Source organism: Kitasatospora sp. NPDC056731, from assembly GCF_040687675.1.
Classification (GTDB): domain Bacteria; phylum Actinomycetota; class Actinomycetes; order Streptomycetales; family Streptomycetaceae; genus Kitasatospora.
Window position 1 is genome coordinate 25,293 of the sequence record NZ_JBFBNR010000035.1, and the last position, 16,690, is coordinate 41,982.

The 16,690-nt window shown below is 74.9% G+C and carries 13 protein-coding genes; 5 read left to right on the plus strand and 8 right to left on the minus strand.

What is annotated here, in order from left to right; all coding sequences use genetic code 11:
* The first annotated feature begins 37 nt into the window (after positions 1-37).
* Positions 38-1,057: an alpha/beta hydrolase gene (locus AB0R04_RS28940; RefSeq protein ID WP_363376387.1), complete on the plus strand. Its 1,020-nt coding sequence runs from the start codon at positions 38-40 to the stop codon at positions 1,055-1,057.
* 70 nt (positions 1,058-1,127) lie between these two features.
* On the plus strand, positions 1,128-2,312 hold the full coding sequence (locus AB0R04_RS28945; RefSeq protein WP_363376389.1) for a saccharopine dehydrogenase NADP-binding domain-containing protein: 1,185 nt from the start codon (positions 1,128-1,130) through the stop codon (positions 2,310-2,312).
* 36 nt (positions 2,313-2,348) lie between these two features.
* On the opposite strand, the gene AB0R04_RS28950 is transcribed toward AB0R04_RS28945, so the two are convergent.
* The 4 genes from AB0R04_RS28950 to AB0R04_RS28965 form a co-directional block, all read right to left on the minus strand.
* A complete protein-coding gene (locus AB0R04_RS28950; protein ID WP_363376392.1) occupies positions 2,349-4,424 on the minus strand; it encodes a hypothetical protein in 2,076 nt (691 codons plus the stop codon).
* Between the two features lie 104 nt (positions 4,425-4,528).
* Positions 4,529-6,961, minus strand: a complete 2,433-nt coding sequence (locus tag AB0R04_RS28955) for an RICIN domain-containing protein (RefSeq protein ID WP_363376395.1) — start codon at positions 6,959-6,961, stop codon at positions 4,529-4,531.
* A 270-nt stretch (positions 6,962-7,231) separates the two neighbouring features.
* On the minus strand, positions 7,232-7,981 hold the full coding sequence (locus tag AB0R04_RS28960) for a sulfite exporter TauE/SafE family protein (protein WP_363376397.1): 750 nt from the start codon (positions 7,979-7,981) through the stop codon (positions 7,232-7,234).
* On the minus strand, positions 7,978-8,397 hold the full coding sequence (locus AB0R04_RS28965; RefSeq protein ID WP_363376400.1) for a rhodanese-like domain-containing protein: 420 nt from the start codon (positions 8,395-8,397) through the stop codon (positions 7,978-7,980). The genes AB0R04_RS28960 and AB0R04_RS28965 overlap by 4 nt, the downstream gene beginning before the upstream one ends.
* A gap of 260 nt (positions 8,398-8,657) precedes the next feature.
* Here AB0R04_RS28965 and AB0R04_RS28970 point away from each other — a divergent pair, with 260 nt between their 5' ends.
* On the plus strand, positions 8,658-10,040 hold the full coding sequence (locus tag AB0R04_RS28970) for an MBL fold metallo-hydrolase (protein ID WP_363376403.1): 1,383 nt from the start codon (positions 8,658-8,660) through the stop codon (positions 10,038-10,040).
* 224 nt (positions 10,041-10,264) lie between these two features.
* Here the strand turns inward: AB0R04_RS28970 and AB0R04_RS28975 are convergent, their stop codons facing one another.
* On the minus strand, positions 10,265-10,501 hold the full coding sequence (locus AB0R04_RS28975; RefSeq protein ID WP_363376406.1) for a hypothetical protein: 237 nt from the start codon (positions 10,499-10,501) through the stop codon (positions 10,265-10,267).
* Positions 10,502-10,693: 192 nt separating this feature from the next.
* Here AB0R04_RS28975 and AB0R04_RS28980 point away from each other — a divergent pair, with 192 nt between their 5' ends.
* Complete coding sequence (locus AB0R04_RS28980; RefSeq protein WP_363376409.1) at positions 10,694-11,422, plus strand: rhodanese-like domain-containing protein; 729 nt, start codon at positions 10,694-10,696, stop codon at positions 11,420-11,422.
* A 30-nt stretch (positions 11,423-11,452) separates the two neighbouring features.
* Here AB0R04_RS28980 and AB0R04_RS28985 read toward each other — a convergent pair whose 3' ends face one another.
* Positions 11,453-11,995 carry a CGNR zinc finger domain-containing protein gene (locus AB0R04_RS28985; RefSeq protein WP_363376410.1) on the minus strand — a complete coding sequence of 181 codons (543 nt, stop codon included), beginning with the start codon at positions 11,993-11,995 and terminating at the stop codon, positions 11,453-11,455.
* A gap of 78 nt (positions 11,996-12,073) precedes the next feature.
* Here AB0R04_RS28985 and AB0R04_RS28990 point away from each other — a divergent pair, with 78 nt between their 5' ends.
* A complete protein-coding gene (locus tag AB0R04_RS28990) occupies positions 12,074-13,654 on the plus strand; it encodes an FAD-dependent monooxygenase (protein ID WP_363376413.1) in 1,581 nt (526 codons plus the stop codon).
* Positions 13,655-13,810: 156 nt separating this feature from the next.
* Here AB0R04_RS28990 and AB0R04_RS28995 read toward each other — a convergent pair whose 3' ends face one another.
* Together AB0R04_RS28995 and AB0R04_RS29000 are read right to left on the minus strand one after the other, a co-directional pair.
* On the minus strand, positions 13,811-14,299 hold the full coding sequence (locus AB0R04_RS28995) for an SRPBCC family protein (protein WP_363376415.1): 489 nt from the start codon (positions 14,297-14,299) through the stop codon (positions 13,811-13,813).
* Between the two features lie 28 nt (positions 14,300-14,327).
* Entirely contained in the window at positions 14,328-16,667 is a 2,340-nt protein-coding gene (locus AB0R04_RS29000) for a condensation domain-containing protein (protein ID WP_363376418.1), read from the minus strand.
* Positions 16,668-16,690 lie beyond the last annotated feature (23 nt).

Below are 16,690 nucleotides of genomic sequence, written 5' to 3' on the forward strand. Positions count from 1 at the left end.
TACGTTCGTTTTGAGAACGAGAGATTGGTGAATGAAGATGCGCAGGCGATGGTTGCTCTGGGGATCACTGCTGTCCGTGGTGGTGCTCCTGCTCGGCGCGGGCGGCTGGGTGGTGTACCAGAACGAGTACGACCTCAAGGAGGAACGCGTCACCATCACCGGCGGCAAACAGCCGCTGCACGGCGTCCTCGCCCGCCCGACCGGCGGCCGCACCCCCGCCGGCCTGGTCGTCTTCGTCCACGGGGACGGCCCCACCAACGCCACCCACGACACCTTCTACCGGCCGATCTGGGAGGCCATCGCCAAGGCCGGCTACGCCTCCCTCTCCTGGGACAAGCCCGGCGTCGACGGCGCCCCCGGCAACTGGCTCGACCAGAGCATCCAGGACCGCGCCGACGAGACCGTCGCCGCGATCGACTGGGCAAAGAAGCAGCCCGGCATCGACCCCGCCCGGATCGGCCTCTGGGGCGCCAGCCAGGCCGGCTGGGTGATGCCCAAGGCCGCCCGGCAGTCCTCGGACGTCAAGTTCGTGATCGCCGTCGCCCCCGCCGTCAACTGGCTCCAGCAGGGCCGCTACAACCTGCTCGCCGAACTCAGGAAGAAGCACGCCACCCCGGCCGAGACCGCGGCCGCCATCGCGCGCAGCGACCGGAACCTCGCCGCCCTCCGGGCCGGCCAGACCTTCGAGCAGTACCGGGCCGGCGGCGGCGACGTCGACGGCCTCACCCCGCAGCGCTGGGACTTCAACCGCCGCAACCACACCTCCGACGCCAGCGACGACCTCGCCGCCCTCCGGGTGCCGGTCCTGCTCTTCCTCGGCGGGCGCGACATCAACGTCGACAGCGACGACACCGAGGCCGGCTACCGCAGGATCCTCACCGCGCCCGGCCAGCTCCGGGTCAAGCGCTACCCGGACGCCACGCACAACATCGTCCCCGAATCCGTCGAGGACTCGGAACTGGAGAGCACCTTCCTCGCGATCGCCGCACCCCGCTCGCTCTTCAGCCCCGGCTACCTCGACGAGCACCGCAGCTTCCTGACCTCGCTAGCTTCCTGACCTCGCTCGGGCAGCGCTGACGGCCCAGCCGCAAAGCCGGTGGACGCAGCCGGCGAAAGGAGAAACGACGATGAGAGTGCTCGCCCTCGGCGGAGCGGGAGCGATGGGCCGCGTCGCCGCCCGGGTCGCCGCCCGACTGCCCGGCGTCCGCGAACTCGTGATCGCCGACCGCGACCCGGACGCCGCCCGCCGTACCGCCGCCGCCCTCGCCGGCGGCCCGGTACCGGTCCGGGCCCGCCAGGTCGACGTCACCGACGGGGCGCAGCTGCACGCCGCCCTCGCGGAAGCCGACGCCGTCCTCAACACCGTCGGCCCGTACTACCGCTTCGGCCTGGGCGTGCTGCGCGCGGCGATCCGCACCGGCACCCACTACCTGGACATCTGCGACGACTGGGAACCCACCGTCGCCATGCTGGAACTCGACGGCGAGGCGCGCGCCGCCGGCGTCCGCGCCGTGATCGGCATGGGCGCCAGCCCCGGCGTCAGCAACCTGCTCGCCGTCCGGGCCGCCGCCCGCCTCGACACCCTGACCGACCTCTACACCGCCTGGCCCGTCGACGCGGGCGCCGAACCCGACGACACCTCCCTGCTCGGACCGGACGGTGCCCCGCTGGCGGCCGCCGTGCACTGGATGCAGCAGATCAGCGGCACGGTCGCGGTGGTCGACGGCGGCCGGATCGTCCAGCGGCCCCCGCTGCGGCCGGTCGCCCTCGACCTGCCCGGCGGCCACCGCGGCACCGCGTACACCGTCGGCCACCCCGAACCGGTCACCCTGCACCGCAGCCTGCGGCCCGGCGGCGCGGTCGCCAACCTCATGGTCGTCACCGCCAGGACGGCCGCCTACCTGGACGTCCTGCGGGACGACCTCGACGCCGGGCGCCTCGGCAACGAGACCGCCGCCGTCGACCTCGACCGCCCCACGCTGCGCCGCACCCTGCGGGCCGCCGCCCGGGCGGCCCGCTTCCCCGGCCCCGGCAGCCTCCCCGGCTTCTTCGCCGCCGCCACCGGCAGCCGCGAGGGCCGGCCGGTCACCGTCCTCGCCCGGCTCACCGGCGCCGAGGCCCTGCTCGGCGACATGGCCGAGAGCACCGGTGTGCCGGCGGCCCTCGGCCTCGCCCAGCTCGTGGACAGCGGCGTCCGCGCCCCGGGCGTCCACCCGCCCGAGGCGGCGATCGACGCCGAGCGCTTCTTCGCCGACCTGGCACGCCACTGGCCGGGCGTCGGCGTCGTGGTGGAGGAGCGCCCGGGGGCGTGAGCGGGAGACGCGATCAGGGCCTGGGCGCCGGCGAGGTCAGGACACGACGCCCCAGCCCTGTCCGGGGGCGGCGCCGTCGGCCGCGTCCGTGGTCACGGTCGAACCCGCCGTGCCGGTGCGGGCGTTGAGGACCAGGCCGGTGGCGGCGTTGGTGATGGTGAGCGTGCCGGTGGCGCCATCCTGGGTGACCCGCCACTCCTGCCAGCGGTTGCCGGGCGAGTAGTCGAGCAGGTAGGCGCTGTTGCCGGGGTCGGTGCCGGCGGCGAGCACGGTGTGCGCGTGGGTGGCGGTGGCGCAGTCGTCGGCGATCCGCACGGTGCCGTCCGGGTTGCTGGTGAAGGTCCACTGCTCGGAGGTGTGCGTGGGCCACCAGGTGTTGACGTCGGCGACGGCGCCGAGCGGCGAGCTGCAGGTCCCCGCCACTTCCAGCACCAGGCCGCTACTGCCGCCGGCGCCGATCGCGTGGTAGCGACCGTCGTCGACCACCGCGGCCGGCCCGGTGGCCGGCCGGGCGCTGAGCCGGTACAGCGCCACGCCGTGCGGGGCCACCGAGGCGCCGAGCGTGCCGGTGACGGTCGAACTCGCGCCCGTCCACAGCTCCTTGGCGGTGTAGCCGGGCCCGGTGAGGCCGAGCTCGCCGAGGCTGGTGCTCACCGTGCGGCTCGCGGCCGGGTCCTGGTTGACGAGCAGCACGGCGGTGTCGCCGTTCGCCAGCCGCCGCTGGAGGACGACCGGCGCGGTGGCGTTCGCGGGCTTGGCGCCGACCAGGGTGGCGGGCTTGGCCAGCGCGTCCTGGTCGATCGCTATGACGTCGCGGTTCTTCAGGACCGCCAGGCTCGCGGCGTCGATCCCGGTGGACCAGGTGTGGCCGTCCGCGCTGTGCTGGGACTGCGCGGCGGTGCGCAGGTCGGCGCCGGAGACCAGCGGGGCGGCGAGCATCGCGAGGACGGAGGTCTCGGTGCGGGACTCGTCGTCGGTGAACGGCTTGTGGCAGGTGCAGGTGTCGGTGGAGCCCCAGGCGCCGTAGACGTCCTGCCAGCCGGTGAACATCATGTCGAGGTCGTTCCAGCTGCCCGGGCGCACGTTGCCGGGGTACTGCAGCGCGGTCTGCAACTGCCCGTTCCAGAGCACCCCGTCGAGCTCGCTGTCGCGGTCGCCGCCGATCCGGCAGAGGTTGGCGACCTGGCCGCACCAGACGCCGGTCGGCGCGTAGCCGGGTGCCTGGAACGGCGCGGTGCCGGCGGCCTGTACGACCGGGTCGGTGCGCGCCGGGTCGTCGGCGGCGAGCAGGTACGGGACGCCGGTGTGGGCGGGCTGGGCGGAGACGCTGAGGGTGACCTTGGGCCGGCCCTGCGCGGCGGAGGCGGCGTCGAGGGCGCGTTGGAAGGTCTGGACGCGGGCGTAGACGGAGCGGGTGAGCTCCTTTCCCTCGCCCTGGGTGAAGTAGTTGTGACCGTCCGGGCCGGTGATCTGCGGGCCGTAGGGGCAGTCGTCGTACTTGACGTAGTCGACGCCCCAGGAGACGAAGTCGCTCGCGTCGGTGCTCTCGTGGCCGAGGCTGCCGGGGTGCATCTGGCAGGTGAGGTAGGTGTCGGTGGCGTAGAGCCCGAACTTCATGCCCTTGCCGTGCGCGTACTGGGCGAGGTACTCGATGCCGTTGACGGTCCGCCCGTTGACGGTCTGCGCGGGGAAGTGGTCCGGGCGGGGGAGGAGGTGGCCGGAGGTGGGGTCGTTGCCGGTGCCGTCGGTGCCGCTGACGGGGTTCCCGGCGGCGTCGTGCAGCTGGAGGCCGCCGTCGGCGTTGCGGACCAGGTCGGTGGTCTGGCCGTCGCGGTGCCAGAGCGACCAGCCGTCGTCGATGGTGACGGTGTCGTAGCCGGCCGCCACCAGGCCGTTGGCGGCCATGAAGTCGATGGTCTGGACGACCTGGTCCTCGGTGACCTCGGTGCCGAGGGAGTTCCAGGAGTTCCACCCCATGGGCGGGGTGAGGGCGTTGCCGTTGCCCAGAGCGGCGGCGGGGGCGGCCGTGCCGAGCGTGAGGGCGCCGAGGCCGGTGGCGGCGAGGGCCAGCGCGAGCACGGGTGCCGCGAGGCGGTGGGGGATGTGGCGCATGCGCGCTCCTGAGGGTGTGGGGGAGGTGACGGTGCGTCAGGTGGATCGGGGTGCGCGGCCGACCGGTTGGGGGCCGGTCGGCCGGGAGGGTGGTGCGGTGGGGGTCAGTCCGTGACGGCGGCGCTCGCGGTGCGCCCGGGGGCGACGGTGACGGTGGCGTAGGTGTAGCTCACGCCGTCGACGGTCCTGGTGCGGGTGGGCCGGGCCTTGCCGTCGACGGTGATCCCGCCGTGCGGGCCGGCGAAGCGGGCCTCCCAGGTGAGCGGCGTACGGCCGGTGTTGGTGACGGTGCTGCTGCGGTGGCCGTCGTGCCGGACGGTGACCGAGCCCGCGCCGACCGGGATGTCGGCGACCTCCAGCCAGCCCATCGAGGCGGGCAGCCGGGAGGCGGTCACGAGGGTGTGCGCGGCGGCGTCGGGTTCGACGCCGAGCAGGCCCTGCACGGTCTGGCTCAGCAGCGTGAACGGGACCTCGGGGTAGTCGCCGTTGAGCAGCCGTCCGGTGGCGTGGAGCTGGTCGACGCCCTGGTAGACCTGCCGCATCCACTTCCAGGCGGTGTCGCCGTCATGGTTGGCGAAGAAGGCGTCGGGCAGGTAGGTGTAGGCCTCCAGGTTGGTCGAGCGCTGCGGGCCGGAGTCGGCGGCGTCGATGGCGGCGAGGAGGGCGTCCCGGCGCGGGCCGGGGTCGAGCAGCTGCTTGACCGGCATCAGCACGCTGGACTCGTAGCCCCAGCCGGTCACCGGCTTGCCGGTGGTGTCGTAGCCGTGCACGACCTCGCCGGGCTGCTGCCGGTCCACGCTCCAGGTGGTGTTGACGTAGTCGCGCAGCGCGGTGGCGGCCTGCCGGTAGCCGGTGGCGGCGGCGGTGTCGCCCTTGGCGGTGGCCAGGGTCGCGGCGGCGAGGTACGCCTGGTACTGGGCGCCGATCGCGTCGCCGGCCTCGGCGTAGGTGCTGGTGGCGTTCTCGGCGTAGCTCGCGGTGCCGGCGAAGATGCTGCGGCTGGTGGCCTGCGGGATGGGCGCGCCGCCGTTGTCGACCGGGCCGGGGTGCTGGGCGATGAAGGGGCCGAGGGTGTTGCGGACGTAGCCGCTCAGCGCGGGGTCGTCGGCGTAGTCGCGGTCCCCGGTCCACCGGTAGGCCTCGCCGGCCTTCTCGACCAGCTCGAACGGCGCGGGCAGCTCGCGCACGAAGCGGTCGGGGCTCCGGTAGTCGATGCTGCCGTACGTCCTGGCGTCGAAGTTGAGCGCCCAGACCGGGTAGAGCTTGTTGGTCTCGGTGGCGGAGGCGGCGAAGCCGCGCAGCATGGTCTTGTTCTCGGCGTCCAGGCCGAGCAGGTGGGCGCCGACCAGCTGGTGGGCGAAGTCGCGGCTGTAGAAGTCGGAGCGGAACGGGTAGCCGGCCCAGTAGGTGGTGTCGTAGGTGGTGGTGCCGGTGCCGCCGGGGTTGTTCTCGTCCTGGTTGAGCACGCCGGTGGTGCCGGCCTGCTGCACCCAGCTGTTGGCCTTGGTCTTGGCCCAGTCGAACAGGGCGACGACCTCCGGGTCCGAGGAGCTGATCCTCGGGTCGCCGGGGGCGGACGGGGCGACGGCGGCGTCGTCCGCGTTGACCCAGCCGGTGGGGGAGGAGCCGATGCCGAGGGTGAGCCGATCGCCGGCCGCGACGTGCACCCGGGGCAGGGTGTACTTCGCGTAGACGGGCTGCTCGGGCAGGGTCAGCGAGCGGACCACGGCGCCGTTGACGCTGACGGAGAAGGTGCCGCCGGCGCCGCCGGTGGCGATCCAGACGGACAGGTCGTAGCTGCCCGCGGTGACGGCGGTGACTTGCTGGGCGATCCGGTGGCCGGAGCCGGCGTCGAGGTAGGCGAGGCGGGTGCCGCCGTGCGGGTTGTTGGTGGCGACGCCGGTGTGGTCGGTGAACGTCCAGCCGTCCGTGCCCTGTTCGAAGCCGGGGTCGGTGAGGGTGAGCGGTTCGCTGCGGGTGAGGGTCCAGCGGTGGGCGGGCCGGGCGTCGCAACGGCGGCGGTCGGCGGCGTTGCTCTGCTCGCGGTCGGCTGCGCCGTCCTGCTCGTGGTCGCCTGCCATGGTGAGGCAGGCGCCGTGTGCGGCCAGGGTGTGACTCCCGCCCGGCGCCGGGGAGATGGCGAAGGTCTCGGCGGCGGGATCGGTGCCGCAGTCGGCCGTGCCGGGGTGCCGCCCGGTGCCGTCGAGGATCAGGCAGCGTCCGCTCGCGGCGTTGACCAGCCGGTAGCCGTCGGTGGTGCGGTGCAGCTGCCAGCGCTGGCTGAGCAGCCCCTGGCAGGCCGTGCCGACGACGGGCGTGCCGGCCGCCGGCTGCGCGTACTGCGGGCCGAGGCAGCTGCCGTCCAGGGCGGAGCCGAGGACGTAGCCGCCGCCGTCGACCAGCGGGGCCGCGCCGTCGGCTCGGGCCGGTCCCGCGCCGACGGCCTGGACGGCGAGGACGGCCAGGGCAGCCAGGACCGCTGAGCCCGGGGGCAGGGCGCGGACCGGTCGGCGGCGCGGGGCGCGGGTGGGGGGCATGGGGGCTCTCCTGTCGGACGGCTGGCGGTGCGTCAGGGGCGGGGCGGCGTGCGCGGGCAGGGGTTTGAACGTTCAAATCCCTTGAGCGGCGTCGGGTGACATGTGCAATGTCACATGCCTATCCGAGCCACGTCAACGGCCGGCGCACGGTCGGCTGCCGCCCTCCTGGCTCGTCCTCGCTCGTTCTCCGGGTTCGCGCGCCGGGAGCCGGGGCCCGCCCGGCGTCAGTGCAGGGTGGCGACCGGCATCAGTGCAGGGCGGTGACCGGCATCAGCGCAGGGCGGTGACCAGCATCAGCGCGGCCACGCCGAGCAGGGCGAACGCGAAGGCCCGTTGCAGGGTGCGCCCGCTGAGCCGGTCGGCGAGCCGCTTGCCGTCCCAGGCGCCGAGGATCGCGGCCCCGGTGAAGGGGGCAGCCACGGCCCAGTCGATCGCGCCGGTCGCGCCGAGGCGGGGCAGCAGCGCGGCCAGTGCGTTGGCGGTGATCACCAGCAGACTGGTGCCCACCGCCTCGGCCATGGTGAAGGCGAGCACCGAGACCAGCGCGGGGACGGCGAGGAACCCGCCCCCGACCCCCAGCAGCCCGGTGACCGCGCCGAGTCCGGCGCCGGTCGCCGTCGAGCGGCCCCACCCGGCGGCGGAACGTTCCTGCGGGGCGGCCTTCGGCGGCACCAGCATCCGCCAGGCGGCCAACCCGGCCAGCACGGCGAACGCGCCGGTCAGCAGCGCCCCGGGCAGGTGCGCGGAGAGCGCCCCGGCGGCCGTGGCGGCGGGAAGTCCGGCGGCGGCGAACAGCGCGCCGGTGCGCCACCGGACCCGGCCCGCCCGGGCGTGCGCGAGCAGGCCGGTCAGCGAGGTCGCGGCGACGATCACCAGGGCGGCGGTGGTGGCCAGGGCCGGGCTGAAGCCGAGCAGGTAGACCAGCGCGGGGACGGCGAGCATGCTGCCGCCCCCGCCGAGGCCGCCGAGGGCGAGGCCGACCACGGCCCCGGCGGCCAGCGCCAGGAGCAGCGCGGTCATATCGCGTCCCCGGCGTCCCTGGAGTTCCCGGCGCCATCGCTGCTGCCGCTGCCGCTGCCGCTGCCGCCGCCGCTGCTGCCGCCCGGCGTGGTGACCGGCAGCCCGGCCTGCGCCCAGGCGGCCATGCCGCCGACGACGTTCAGTACCTCGACGCCGCGCTCGGCGAGCAGCTGCGCCGCTCGTGCGGAGCGGTTGCCCGAGTGGCAGATCGCCAGGACGAGCCGTCCGTCCGCCTCGGGCGGCAGCGGTTCGCGGGCGGCCAGGGCGATCAGCGGCAGGTGGAGGGCGCCGGGGGCGTGGCCGGCCGTGAACTCGCCACGCTCCCGGACGTCGAGCAGAACGGCTGCGCCGGCGCGGGCGAGCTGGTGGGCCTGGGAGGGGGTGGTCTGCCCGGGGTTGGGCGGCAGCGGGGGCATGCGGTTCTCCGATGGTCTGGTGTGGTGTGTGGGACGGGCCGCCGAAAGGGCGAAGGCGTGGGCGCCTCCTCGGTGCCACCCGTCTCCGGTGGCGACGACCGGGCCCGCGCAATGTCCACCATAGTACCCCTGGGGGTATCATCGACCTCGTCCCGGTGATACCCCGCCCCGTATCGACCGTGGGGTCGTATGCTGGCGCATATACCGGTGGGGGTATTGAGATCATGCCAAGGCGCCCGACGCCGCCCAGGAGGTTCCCCGTGTACTTCGCCCAGTTCTACCTCGACTGCCTCTCCCAGGCCTCGTACCTGATCGCCGACGAGCGCACCGGCCGCGCCGTCGTGGTCGACCCCCGCCGCGACGTCGACGAGTACGTTGCCGACGTCGAGGCGCGCGGCCTGACCGTTGTCGGGGTCATCAACACCCACTTCCATGCCGACTTCCTGGCCGGCCACCTCGAACTGGCCGACCGCACCGGCGCCTGGATCGGCTACGGCCGCCGGGCGGAGACCGAGTACCCCATCCGCAAACTCGCCGACGGCGAACGGATCGTCCTGGGCGACGTCACCCTCCAGATCATGGAGACCCCCGGGCACACCCCCGAGTCGATCAGCATCCTGGTCTTCGAGCAGCCCGACGACACCGTCCCGTACGGCGTGCTCACCGGCGACGCCCTGTTCGTCGGCGACGTCGGCCGCCCCGACCTGCTCGCCTCCGCCGGCGTCACCGCAGACGAACTCGGCGCCATGCTCTACGACAGCGTCCACCACAAGCTGATGGGCCTGCCCGACGAGACCCTCGTCTTCCCCGCCCACGGCGCCGGCTCCGCCTGCGGCAAGAACCTCTCCACCGAGAAGCGCTCCACCATCGGCACCCAGCGCCGCACCAACTACGCCTGCCAGCCCATGGACCAGGACACCTTCGTCCGCATCGTCACCGCCGGCCAGTCCGCCGCCCCCGCCTACTTCGGCCACGACGCCGCCCTCAACCGGCAGGACCACCCGCTGCTCGACCGCACCAACCCCGCCCGCCCGCTGTGCCCCGGAGGCTTCAAGGAGGCCCGTACCGCAGGCGCCGTCGTCCTCGACGCCCGCAGCCCCCAGGACTTCGGCGCGGGACACGTCCGTGGCGCCCTCAACGTCCCCCTCGACGGCCGTTTCGCCGAACAGGCCGGCACCGTCCTCACCCCCGACAGCACCATCGCGATCATCGCCCCGCAGGACCGCGAGGGCGAGGTCGTCACCCGCCTCGCCCGCATCGGCTTCGATCACATCGCCGGCTACCTGAGCAACCCCGACAACGCCCTGCCCGCCCTCGCCGACGACCTCACCCCCGCCAGCCGCCTCACCGCCGACCAGCTCCGCACCGCACTCGCCGACGAGCAGCCCCCCACCGTCCTGGACGTCCGTACTTGTGGCGAACGCGAAACCGGCTCCATCGAAAGATCCCTGCACATCCCCCTGACCGAACTCCCCGGCCGCCTGAACGAGATCCCCACCGACCACCCCCTGGTCGTCCATTGCGCCAGCGGCCACCGCTCCTCCATCGCCGCGAGCCTGCTGCGCCACCACGGCCACACCGACGTCTCCGACCTCCTCGGCGGCTACAACGCCTGGCACACCCTCACCCACCCCGGAGCCTGAACTCAGTTCTCTTGGGACTGGCGGGGAGCGTCATTCCAAGTGCGCCATATTCCAGGCTCTGACCGTGGTTACGTGAACGATCAGGTACTGCTGTGGCCGCGGCGCTTCCAATCCGTGCGCACGGCCGACACGTGGAAGCAGGAAGGGGCGGTCGGGCCGTCGTGGCCCGTCCGCCCCTCCCCCGTGCCGTGACTGCTGTCCCATCCAGCCGCGGCTGGCGTGCGTCACATCGAGAGGATGGCCTGCTTGAGTTCCTCAGCGCTGACCATGCCGTCCCCGTCCGTGTCGGCCCGCTCCGCTACGCCCTTGAGGGCCTCCAAGGCCGCCTGCTTGTAGTGGCCCGCCTGCTTGGCGATACCCACGAGGAGGTCCCGGGCATCCTCGACGGTGAGCGGGTCCGTCATGAGGTTCGCCACGTTCTGGGCGAAGGCCGCCTTCGTTTCCTGCTCCAGGTCTGCCATGTCCCGCCCCTTTTTCTTATGTCTGCCTATGTCGAGATGAGCCAACCACACCGGTGATCGTTTTGGCAGGGCTTCCCTTGGCACCGCCCGGTCCGGGCCGGATCCAGCTGCCGGCACCACCGCCATCGGATCGCGTCCGACCGCCGGTCCACCATCGGCCGCGAGCGCGCTACCAACTACGCCTGCCAGCCCATGGACCAGGTGGCCTTCGTCGCCCTGGTCTCCGCCGGGCAGCCCTCCGCCCCCGGGTACTTCGGCTACGACGCCGACCTCAACCGCCGCGAACGCGGACTCTTCGACCCGGCCGCCGTCCGGGCCCTCGCCGCTGCCGACTTCCTGCGCCGCCGCGCCGAGGGCGCCGTCGTCCTGGACGCCCGTGACCCGCTGGAGTTCGCCGCCGGACACCTGGCGGAGTCCGTCAACCTCCCCGCCGACGGCCGGTTCGCCGAGCTGTCCGGCACGGTGTTCGGGCCGGGGCGGGAGATCCTGGTCATCGCCCCGGACGGGCGCGGCGAGGAACTCGTCACCCGCCTCGCCCGCATCGGCTTCGACCGCGCCGCCGGCCACCTCGCCGACCCGGAGGCGGTCTTCCGAGCCCACCCCGAGCTGATGGGCCGGGCCCGGCGGCTCACCGTCCACGCCCTGCGCGAGGCCCTGGACGAGCCGAGGCCGCCGCTCGTCATCGACGTCCGGGGAGCCGCCGAACGCGAGGCCGGAGCCATCCCCGGCTCGCTGCACCTCCCGCTCGCCGAACTCCCGGCGCGCCACGGCGACCTGCCCGCCGACCGGCGCCTCGTCCTCCACTGCGCCGGTGGTCTCCGTTCTTCCGTCGCTGCGAGCCTGCTGCGCCACCACGGCCACGCCGAGGCCTACGACCTGCTCGGTGGCTACGCGGCCTGGGAGGCTGCCCCGGCCGGCTGAACGGTGGGGGAGGGGCGGGCTGGCGGGCCGTCAGCCGGTGGCGCGCTGGGCCCGGTGGGCGGCGACCCGCACCCGGGTGGCGCAGCGCGGGGTGCAGAAGCGCTGCGGGGTGCGGCGGCCGGTGTCGATGAAGAACCGGTCGCAGTCGGGGGCGGCGCACTCGCCCCAGGCGCAGGTGCCGCGCTCGCTGAGCCACAGGCCGAGGGCCAGGGCGGAGGTGGAGAGCAGCCAGTGGGTGAGGCCGGCGGCCGGGGGTGCCTGGGTGTGCATCGACCAGGGGCGGCCGGGGAGGCGGACGAGGCGGGGGCGGGCCGGGTAGCGGTCGAGCAGGGTGTTGATCGCTTCGGCGGCCTCGTCCTCGTCGTGGAGGGCGAGGATGCCGATCAGCGGGGCGGTGGCCTCGCGCAGCTCGCGGGCGTCGGCGTCGGTGAGGCGGAAGGGCGGGCCTCCGTGGCGTTCCAGGAGGGCTTGCAGGTCGGCGGCGCGCGCCTCGGGGTCGGCGCGGACGGTGTTCGCGAGCTCGGTGACGAAGAGGAGGCCGCGGGGGTTGCCGCCGTCGTGGTCCTGGGTCATGGGGTGCGCCCCTTCCGATCGTTTGCGCACCCCCATGGTAACGTCGAAATGAAAGATTAGGCGTTACGAAGGAGTGGCATGCGATTCCCGGCAACGACGCCCGTCCTGATCGTCGGCGCAGGCCCGGTCGGCCTGACCATGTCGCTCCTGCTGTCCGGACACGGCGTGCCGCACCTGCTCGTCGAGGCGCACCAGGGCACCTCCCGCCACCCCAAGGCCCGTGGCGTGTCCGCGCGTTCGATGGAGATCTACCGCAGGATCGGCCTGGAGGCGGACATCCGGCAGGCCGGGCTCCCGGCCTCGCACGTCTTCTTCTACCGCGGTCGCGACCTCGTCGACCCGGACTTCGTACGCACCGGCGTGGCCGCCGCCCCGGACGGCGGCGCCGAGCGCACCCCGTCGCCGGGACTCATCTGCTCGCAGGACGCCCTGGAGGCCGTGCTGCTGCGCCGAGCCCGTGAACTCGCGCCGGACGGGGCCAGGTTCGCCACCCGGCTGCTCTCCTTCACCGAACCCGCCGCTGCTGGCGCTGCCAGCGCATCCGCATCCGCAGGCGGCGGCGAGGGCGTGCACGCGGTGCTGGAGGACCGGGCCACCGGAGACCGGCACACCGTGTGCGCCGACTGGCTGATCGGCTGCGACGGTGCAGCGAGCACCGTCCGCACCGGCGCCGGGATCGCCATGGCGGGGCCGACCGGCCTCGGCCACTTCCTCAGCATCCGCTTCGAGGCGCCGCTCGGCGAGGTCGTCGCCGACCGGGCCAGCGCCTCCTACTTCCTCACCGAGCCCGGCCGCGGCGGCTTCCTGGCCGTGGACAACGACCGGCACTGGATCTACCAGCACCCCTACGACCCCGGGCGCGACGACCTCGCCGACCACCGGCAGCTGGCCCGGCTGGTGCGTGACGCCGCCGGACTGCCCGACCTCGACGTCACCGTCCGGGACACCCAGACCTGGCGGCTGGACGCCCGACTCGCCGACACCTACCGCCGGTCACGGGTCCTGATCGCGGGCGACGCGGCCCATGTGACGCCCCCCACCGGCGGGCACGGCATGAACACCGGCATCGGCGACGCCGACAACCTGGCCTGGAAGCTCGCCGCGGTCGTGGCCGGGTCGGCCGGTGAAGCGCTGCTGGACACCTATCAGGCCGAGCGCCGCCCCGTCGCCCGCCAGGTCATCGACCTGTCCCTCGCCAACTCCCGTGCCCGCACCGGCTACCGGATCGACGACGAACTGCTGCTCACCGCGGCCTACCGCTCCACCGCCGTCCACACCGACCCCGACGCACCCGCCCGCCCGCCGCTGGACCCGGACCGCGAGCACCCCGACGGCGGGCCCGGCGGCCGCCTCCCGCACCTGCGCCCGGCCGGACTCACCGGGGCGGCGTCGACGCTCGACCTCGTCGGCCCCGGCTTCACCCTGCTCACACCCAGCGGCGACCCCGCCTGGCAACGCCAGGCCGACACCGCCGCAGCGGCAGGCCTGCCCGTCGCGCTGCGGCCACTGCCCGCCGCCGACTGGCCCGGCCTCTCCGGCCTCCCCGCCACCGGTGCGCTCCTCACCCGTCCCGACGGCCACATCGCCTGGCAGGCGCCCCACCCGCCCGCCGGCGACGCCGAGTTGCGGGAGGTCCTGCGGCGGATCCTGTCGGCGTAGGCGGCAGGCCCGACGCCACTGGCCGACCCGACGCCACCGGCCGACCCGACGCCACTGGCCGGGCCCGGCACTGAACGCCGGCGGAGCACGACCGCGTCACGGTCGACGACGACCCGCGCGGGTACGTACGCTGGCAGGACCGGCTCTGGCGGGACGTCAGGCCGTAGCCGCCGCCCCCGGCTCCAGCAGCTGGTCCAGCACCCGGCCGAAGACCAGGCGCCCGGCGCGGGCCACGAGCGGGTCGAGCAGCGCGGGCAGGCGCGCGACCCGGAGTTCCTCCGTCCAGGTCACCTCGGACCAGGCGGCCTCCCCGGTCTCCCCGGCCTGTCCGGCGCCCTGGCCGGGGGCCCGCACGCGCAGTTCGGCCCAGCCGAGCACCAGTCGGCCCCGCTTCTCCAGCCGGCACAGCCCGTCGCGCCCGGCCGAGGGGGCGGTCAGGCCGACGATCTCCATCGGGTCGTCGAACCGGAACGGCCCGATGACCGTCCGGGCCAGGATGGCGTCCCCCGCCCGCCCACCGCCGCCCCGCACCACGGTGACCAGGGTGAACGGCACCCGGTCCCCGTGCCGGGGCCAGGCGGTCAGCCGCTCCCAGCAGACGGCCGGGGGCAGGGGCGAACGGCGGGTCAGGACGAAGCGGGCCATGCCTCACGGTACGACTGCGGGCAGGGCGTCACGGCGGGGGCGGGCCGGCGAGGAGGGGGGCCAGGGCGAACAGGTCGGACGGGGCGGCGTCGTCGGGGAGCAGGACGACCAGCGGGGGGCGGGCCGGCGGGCCGAGCCGGGCGACCTCGTAGGCGGTGACGCCGCTGCCGGGCGCGGCGACCAGGGCGACCGGGGCCGGGGACTCCAGCAGCGGGGCGAGGACCGGGCGGTAGGCGGCCGGTGACGGCGGGCCGGCGGCCGGGCGGAGCACGCCGAGGGCCTGCGGCCCCGGCCAGCCGCGCGCGGTGCCGGGGTAGCGGGTGTGCGGGGCGTCGGGCGGGGGCAGCAGCAGCACCCAGCCCGCGCCGGGGCGGGCGGCCCGGCGCAGCACCTCCAGCCGGACGGCCGGGCCGTCCGTCGGGCCGTCCGCCGGCGTGTCCGGGCCCGGCGGGTGGTCGGCGGGCCCGCCGGGCCGGGGCGCCGGGTGTCCGGCGAGGGTGGAGCGCAGCACTTCGGAGGTGCTGAGGCCGCTCGGCAGGTCGGGGAAGGCGCGCAGCAGGTGGGCGCTCTGGCTGAGGAGTTCGACGGCGTCCCGGTCGGCGAGCAGGGCGCGGTCGTGGGTGGTGGTGAGGACGAGTCCGCCGGTGGCGTCGTAGTGGGCGGCGAGGGTGATCGGGTACGAGGTGAAGGTGCTGGCCGGTACGGGGTTCTCCACGTGGATGCCGTGCGCGGCCAGGTCGGTCTCCAGCCGCAGGTGGTGCGGGGCGGTCGGCTGGTGTTCCAGGACGACCAGGCTGTGCGGCCGCTGCCCGCGCGGGGTGGCGCTCCAGCGGTGGGCCTGTCCGGGTGAGACCCACTCGTAGGCGGCGAGGTCGAGCACGTCGTCGCGCAGGGCGGCGAGCAGTTGCGGCACCGTCGTGCTCGGGTGGACCCGGACGGAGATCGGCAGCGGGTTGCGCAGCGCGCCGGGCAGCCGGTCGATGCCGTCCAGCGGGATGCCCCGCCCGGAGACCGTCACGGCGAAGCCGACCCGTACCGCCCGGGCCGGTGGGCGCTGCTCGTGGGACTGCGCCGCGCGGTAGAGCAGCAGCGCCCAGGCGGCCTGGAGGGCGCTGCTCTCGCCCGCCCCCCAGGCGGCCGCCCAGCCGCGCAGCCGGACCGCCTCGTACGGGGTGAGCCGGCGCCGGGCGCGTCCGCTGCCGCGCCGGGTCGGGTCGGGGGCGAGCGGGAGGACGGCGCTGGCGGCGGTCCGGGTGGCCCAGAACTGCCGGGCGGCGTCGCTTTCCTGGGCGTCGAGCCAGCGGGCGTGGTCGCGGACGTCGGGGCGGCGCTCGCCGCCGGGCAGGACGCCGCCGGTCAGGTAGGCGCGGTAGAAGGCCTGGAGGAGCAGCCGCACGCTCCAGCCGTCGAGCATCGCGTGGTGGTAGGTGAGCAGGACCCGGGTGGCCGGTCCGTCGTCCTGGTCCTGCGGGCCGGAGTCGAGCAGGGTGGCGCGCAGCAGGGCGGGGCGGCGCAGGTCGAAGCCGCGGTGCCGGTCGGCTTCCAGCAGGTCGTCCCAGCCGATCGCGCCGTGCGGGTGCCGGGTGACGTCGGGGACGGCGCGTTCGTGCAGCACCATCCAGGGGTCGCCGGCGGTGTCGTCCCAGTCGAAGGCGGCGCGCAGCACCGTCTCGTGGTCGAACACGGACTGCCAGGCGGCGGTGAACCGGTCGGTGTCCAGCGGCCCGTGCCAGTTCCAGGACAGCTGTTCGACGTGCCGCCCGCCGTGGTCGGCGCGCCCGATCACCTGGCGCAGCATCTCCCGTTGCAGCGCGCTGGTCGGCACCGTGACGGGCTCCGGCGGGTGCGCCAGCGCCTCCCGCAGCCGCTCGACGAGTGCGGCGGCGCGCGCGGACGGTCCGGCGGCGATGCCGACGAACAGGCGCCGGAGGCCGCCCTGGCGGTCCTCGACCAGGACGGCGCGCAGCCGTGCCCCGCCGGCGAGGGCGCGTCCGAGGTCGGCCAGGACCCGGTCGAGCCCGTCGGGGCCGTCCACCGTGCGCTCCCAGAGCGCGTCCGACCGGCCCTGGGGCGTGGGACGGGCCCCGTCTGCTGCCCGGCCTTCCGGTGCGACGGCGCGCAGGGCGGCGCGCAGCACGTCGGCCTCGTACGTCTGCTGCAGTTCGACCAGCAGGAACTCCGGGGGCCGGCCGGCCCCGCGCGGCTGTGGCGGCCGCCACCGGCGGGTGGCGGTGCGGGCCAGCGCGGCGTTGACCGCGCTGGTGTCGAGCCGTCTCGGCGGGCGGGTGGCGGGCAGGCAGGGCTCGGGCGACGGGGCGCCGGCCACCAGCAGGGTGACGGGTGCGCTGGAGAAGTGACGGTTCGTCATCGCTGATCAGCGGGCACCGGAGC

Coding starts and splice junctions, on each gene's coding strand:
- AB0R04_RS28940 (WP_363376387.1), top strand. CDS start 38: ATGCGCAGGCGATGGTTGCTCTGGGGATCACTGCTGTCCGTGGTGGTG.
- AB0R04_RS28945 (WP_363376389.1), top strand. CDS start 1,128: ATGAGAGTGCTCGCCCTCGGCGGAGCGGGAGCGATGGGCCGCGTCGCC.
- AB0R04_RS28950 (WP_363376392.1), bottom strand. CDS start 4,424: ATGCGCCACATCCCCCACCGCCTCGCGGCACCCGTGCTCGCGCTGGCC.
- AB0R04_RS28955 (WP_363376395.1), bottom strand. CDS start 6,961: ATGCCCCCCACCCGCGCCCCGCGCCGCCGACCGGTCCGCGCCCTGCCC.
- AB0R04_RS28960 (WP_363376397.1), bottom strand. CDS start 7,981: ATGACCGCGCTGCTCCTGGCGCTGGCCGCCGGGGCCGTGGTCGGCCTC.
- AB0R04_RS28965 (WP_363376400.1), bottom strand. CDS start 8,397: ATGCCCCCGCTGCCGCCCAACCCCGGGCAGACCACCCCCTCCCAGGCC.
- AB0R04_RS28975 (WP_363376406.1), bottom strand. CDS start 10,501: ATGGCAGACCTGGAGCAGGAAACGAAGGCGGCCTTCGCCCAGAACGTG.
- AB0R04_RS28980 (WP_363376409.1), top strand. CDS start 10,694: ATGGACCAGGTGGCCTTCGTCGCCCTGGTCTCCGCCGGGCAGCCCTCC.
- AB0R04_RS28985 (WP_363376410.1), bottom strand. CDS start 11,995: ATGACCCAGGACCACGACGGCGGCAACCCCCGCGGCCTCCTCTTCGTC.
- AB0R04_RS28990 (WP_363376413.1), top strand. CDS start 12,074: ATGCGATTCCCGGCAACGACGCCCGTCCTGATCGTCGGCGCAGGCCCG.
- AB0R04_RS28995 (WP_363376415.1), bottom strand. CDS start 14,299: ATGGCCCGCTTCGTCCTGACCCGCCGTTCGCCCCTGCCCCCGGCCGTC.
- AB0R04_RS29000 (WP_363376418.1), bottom strand. CDS start 16,667: ATGACGAACCGTCACTTCTCCAGCGCACCCGTCACCCTGCTGGTGGCC.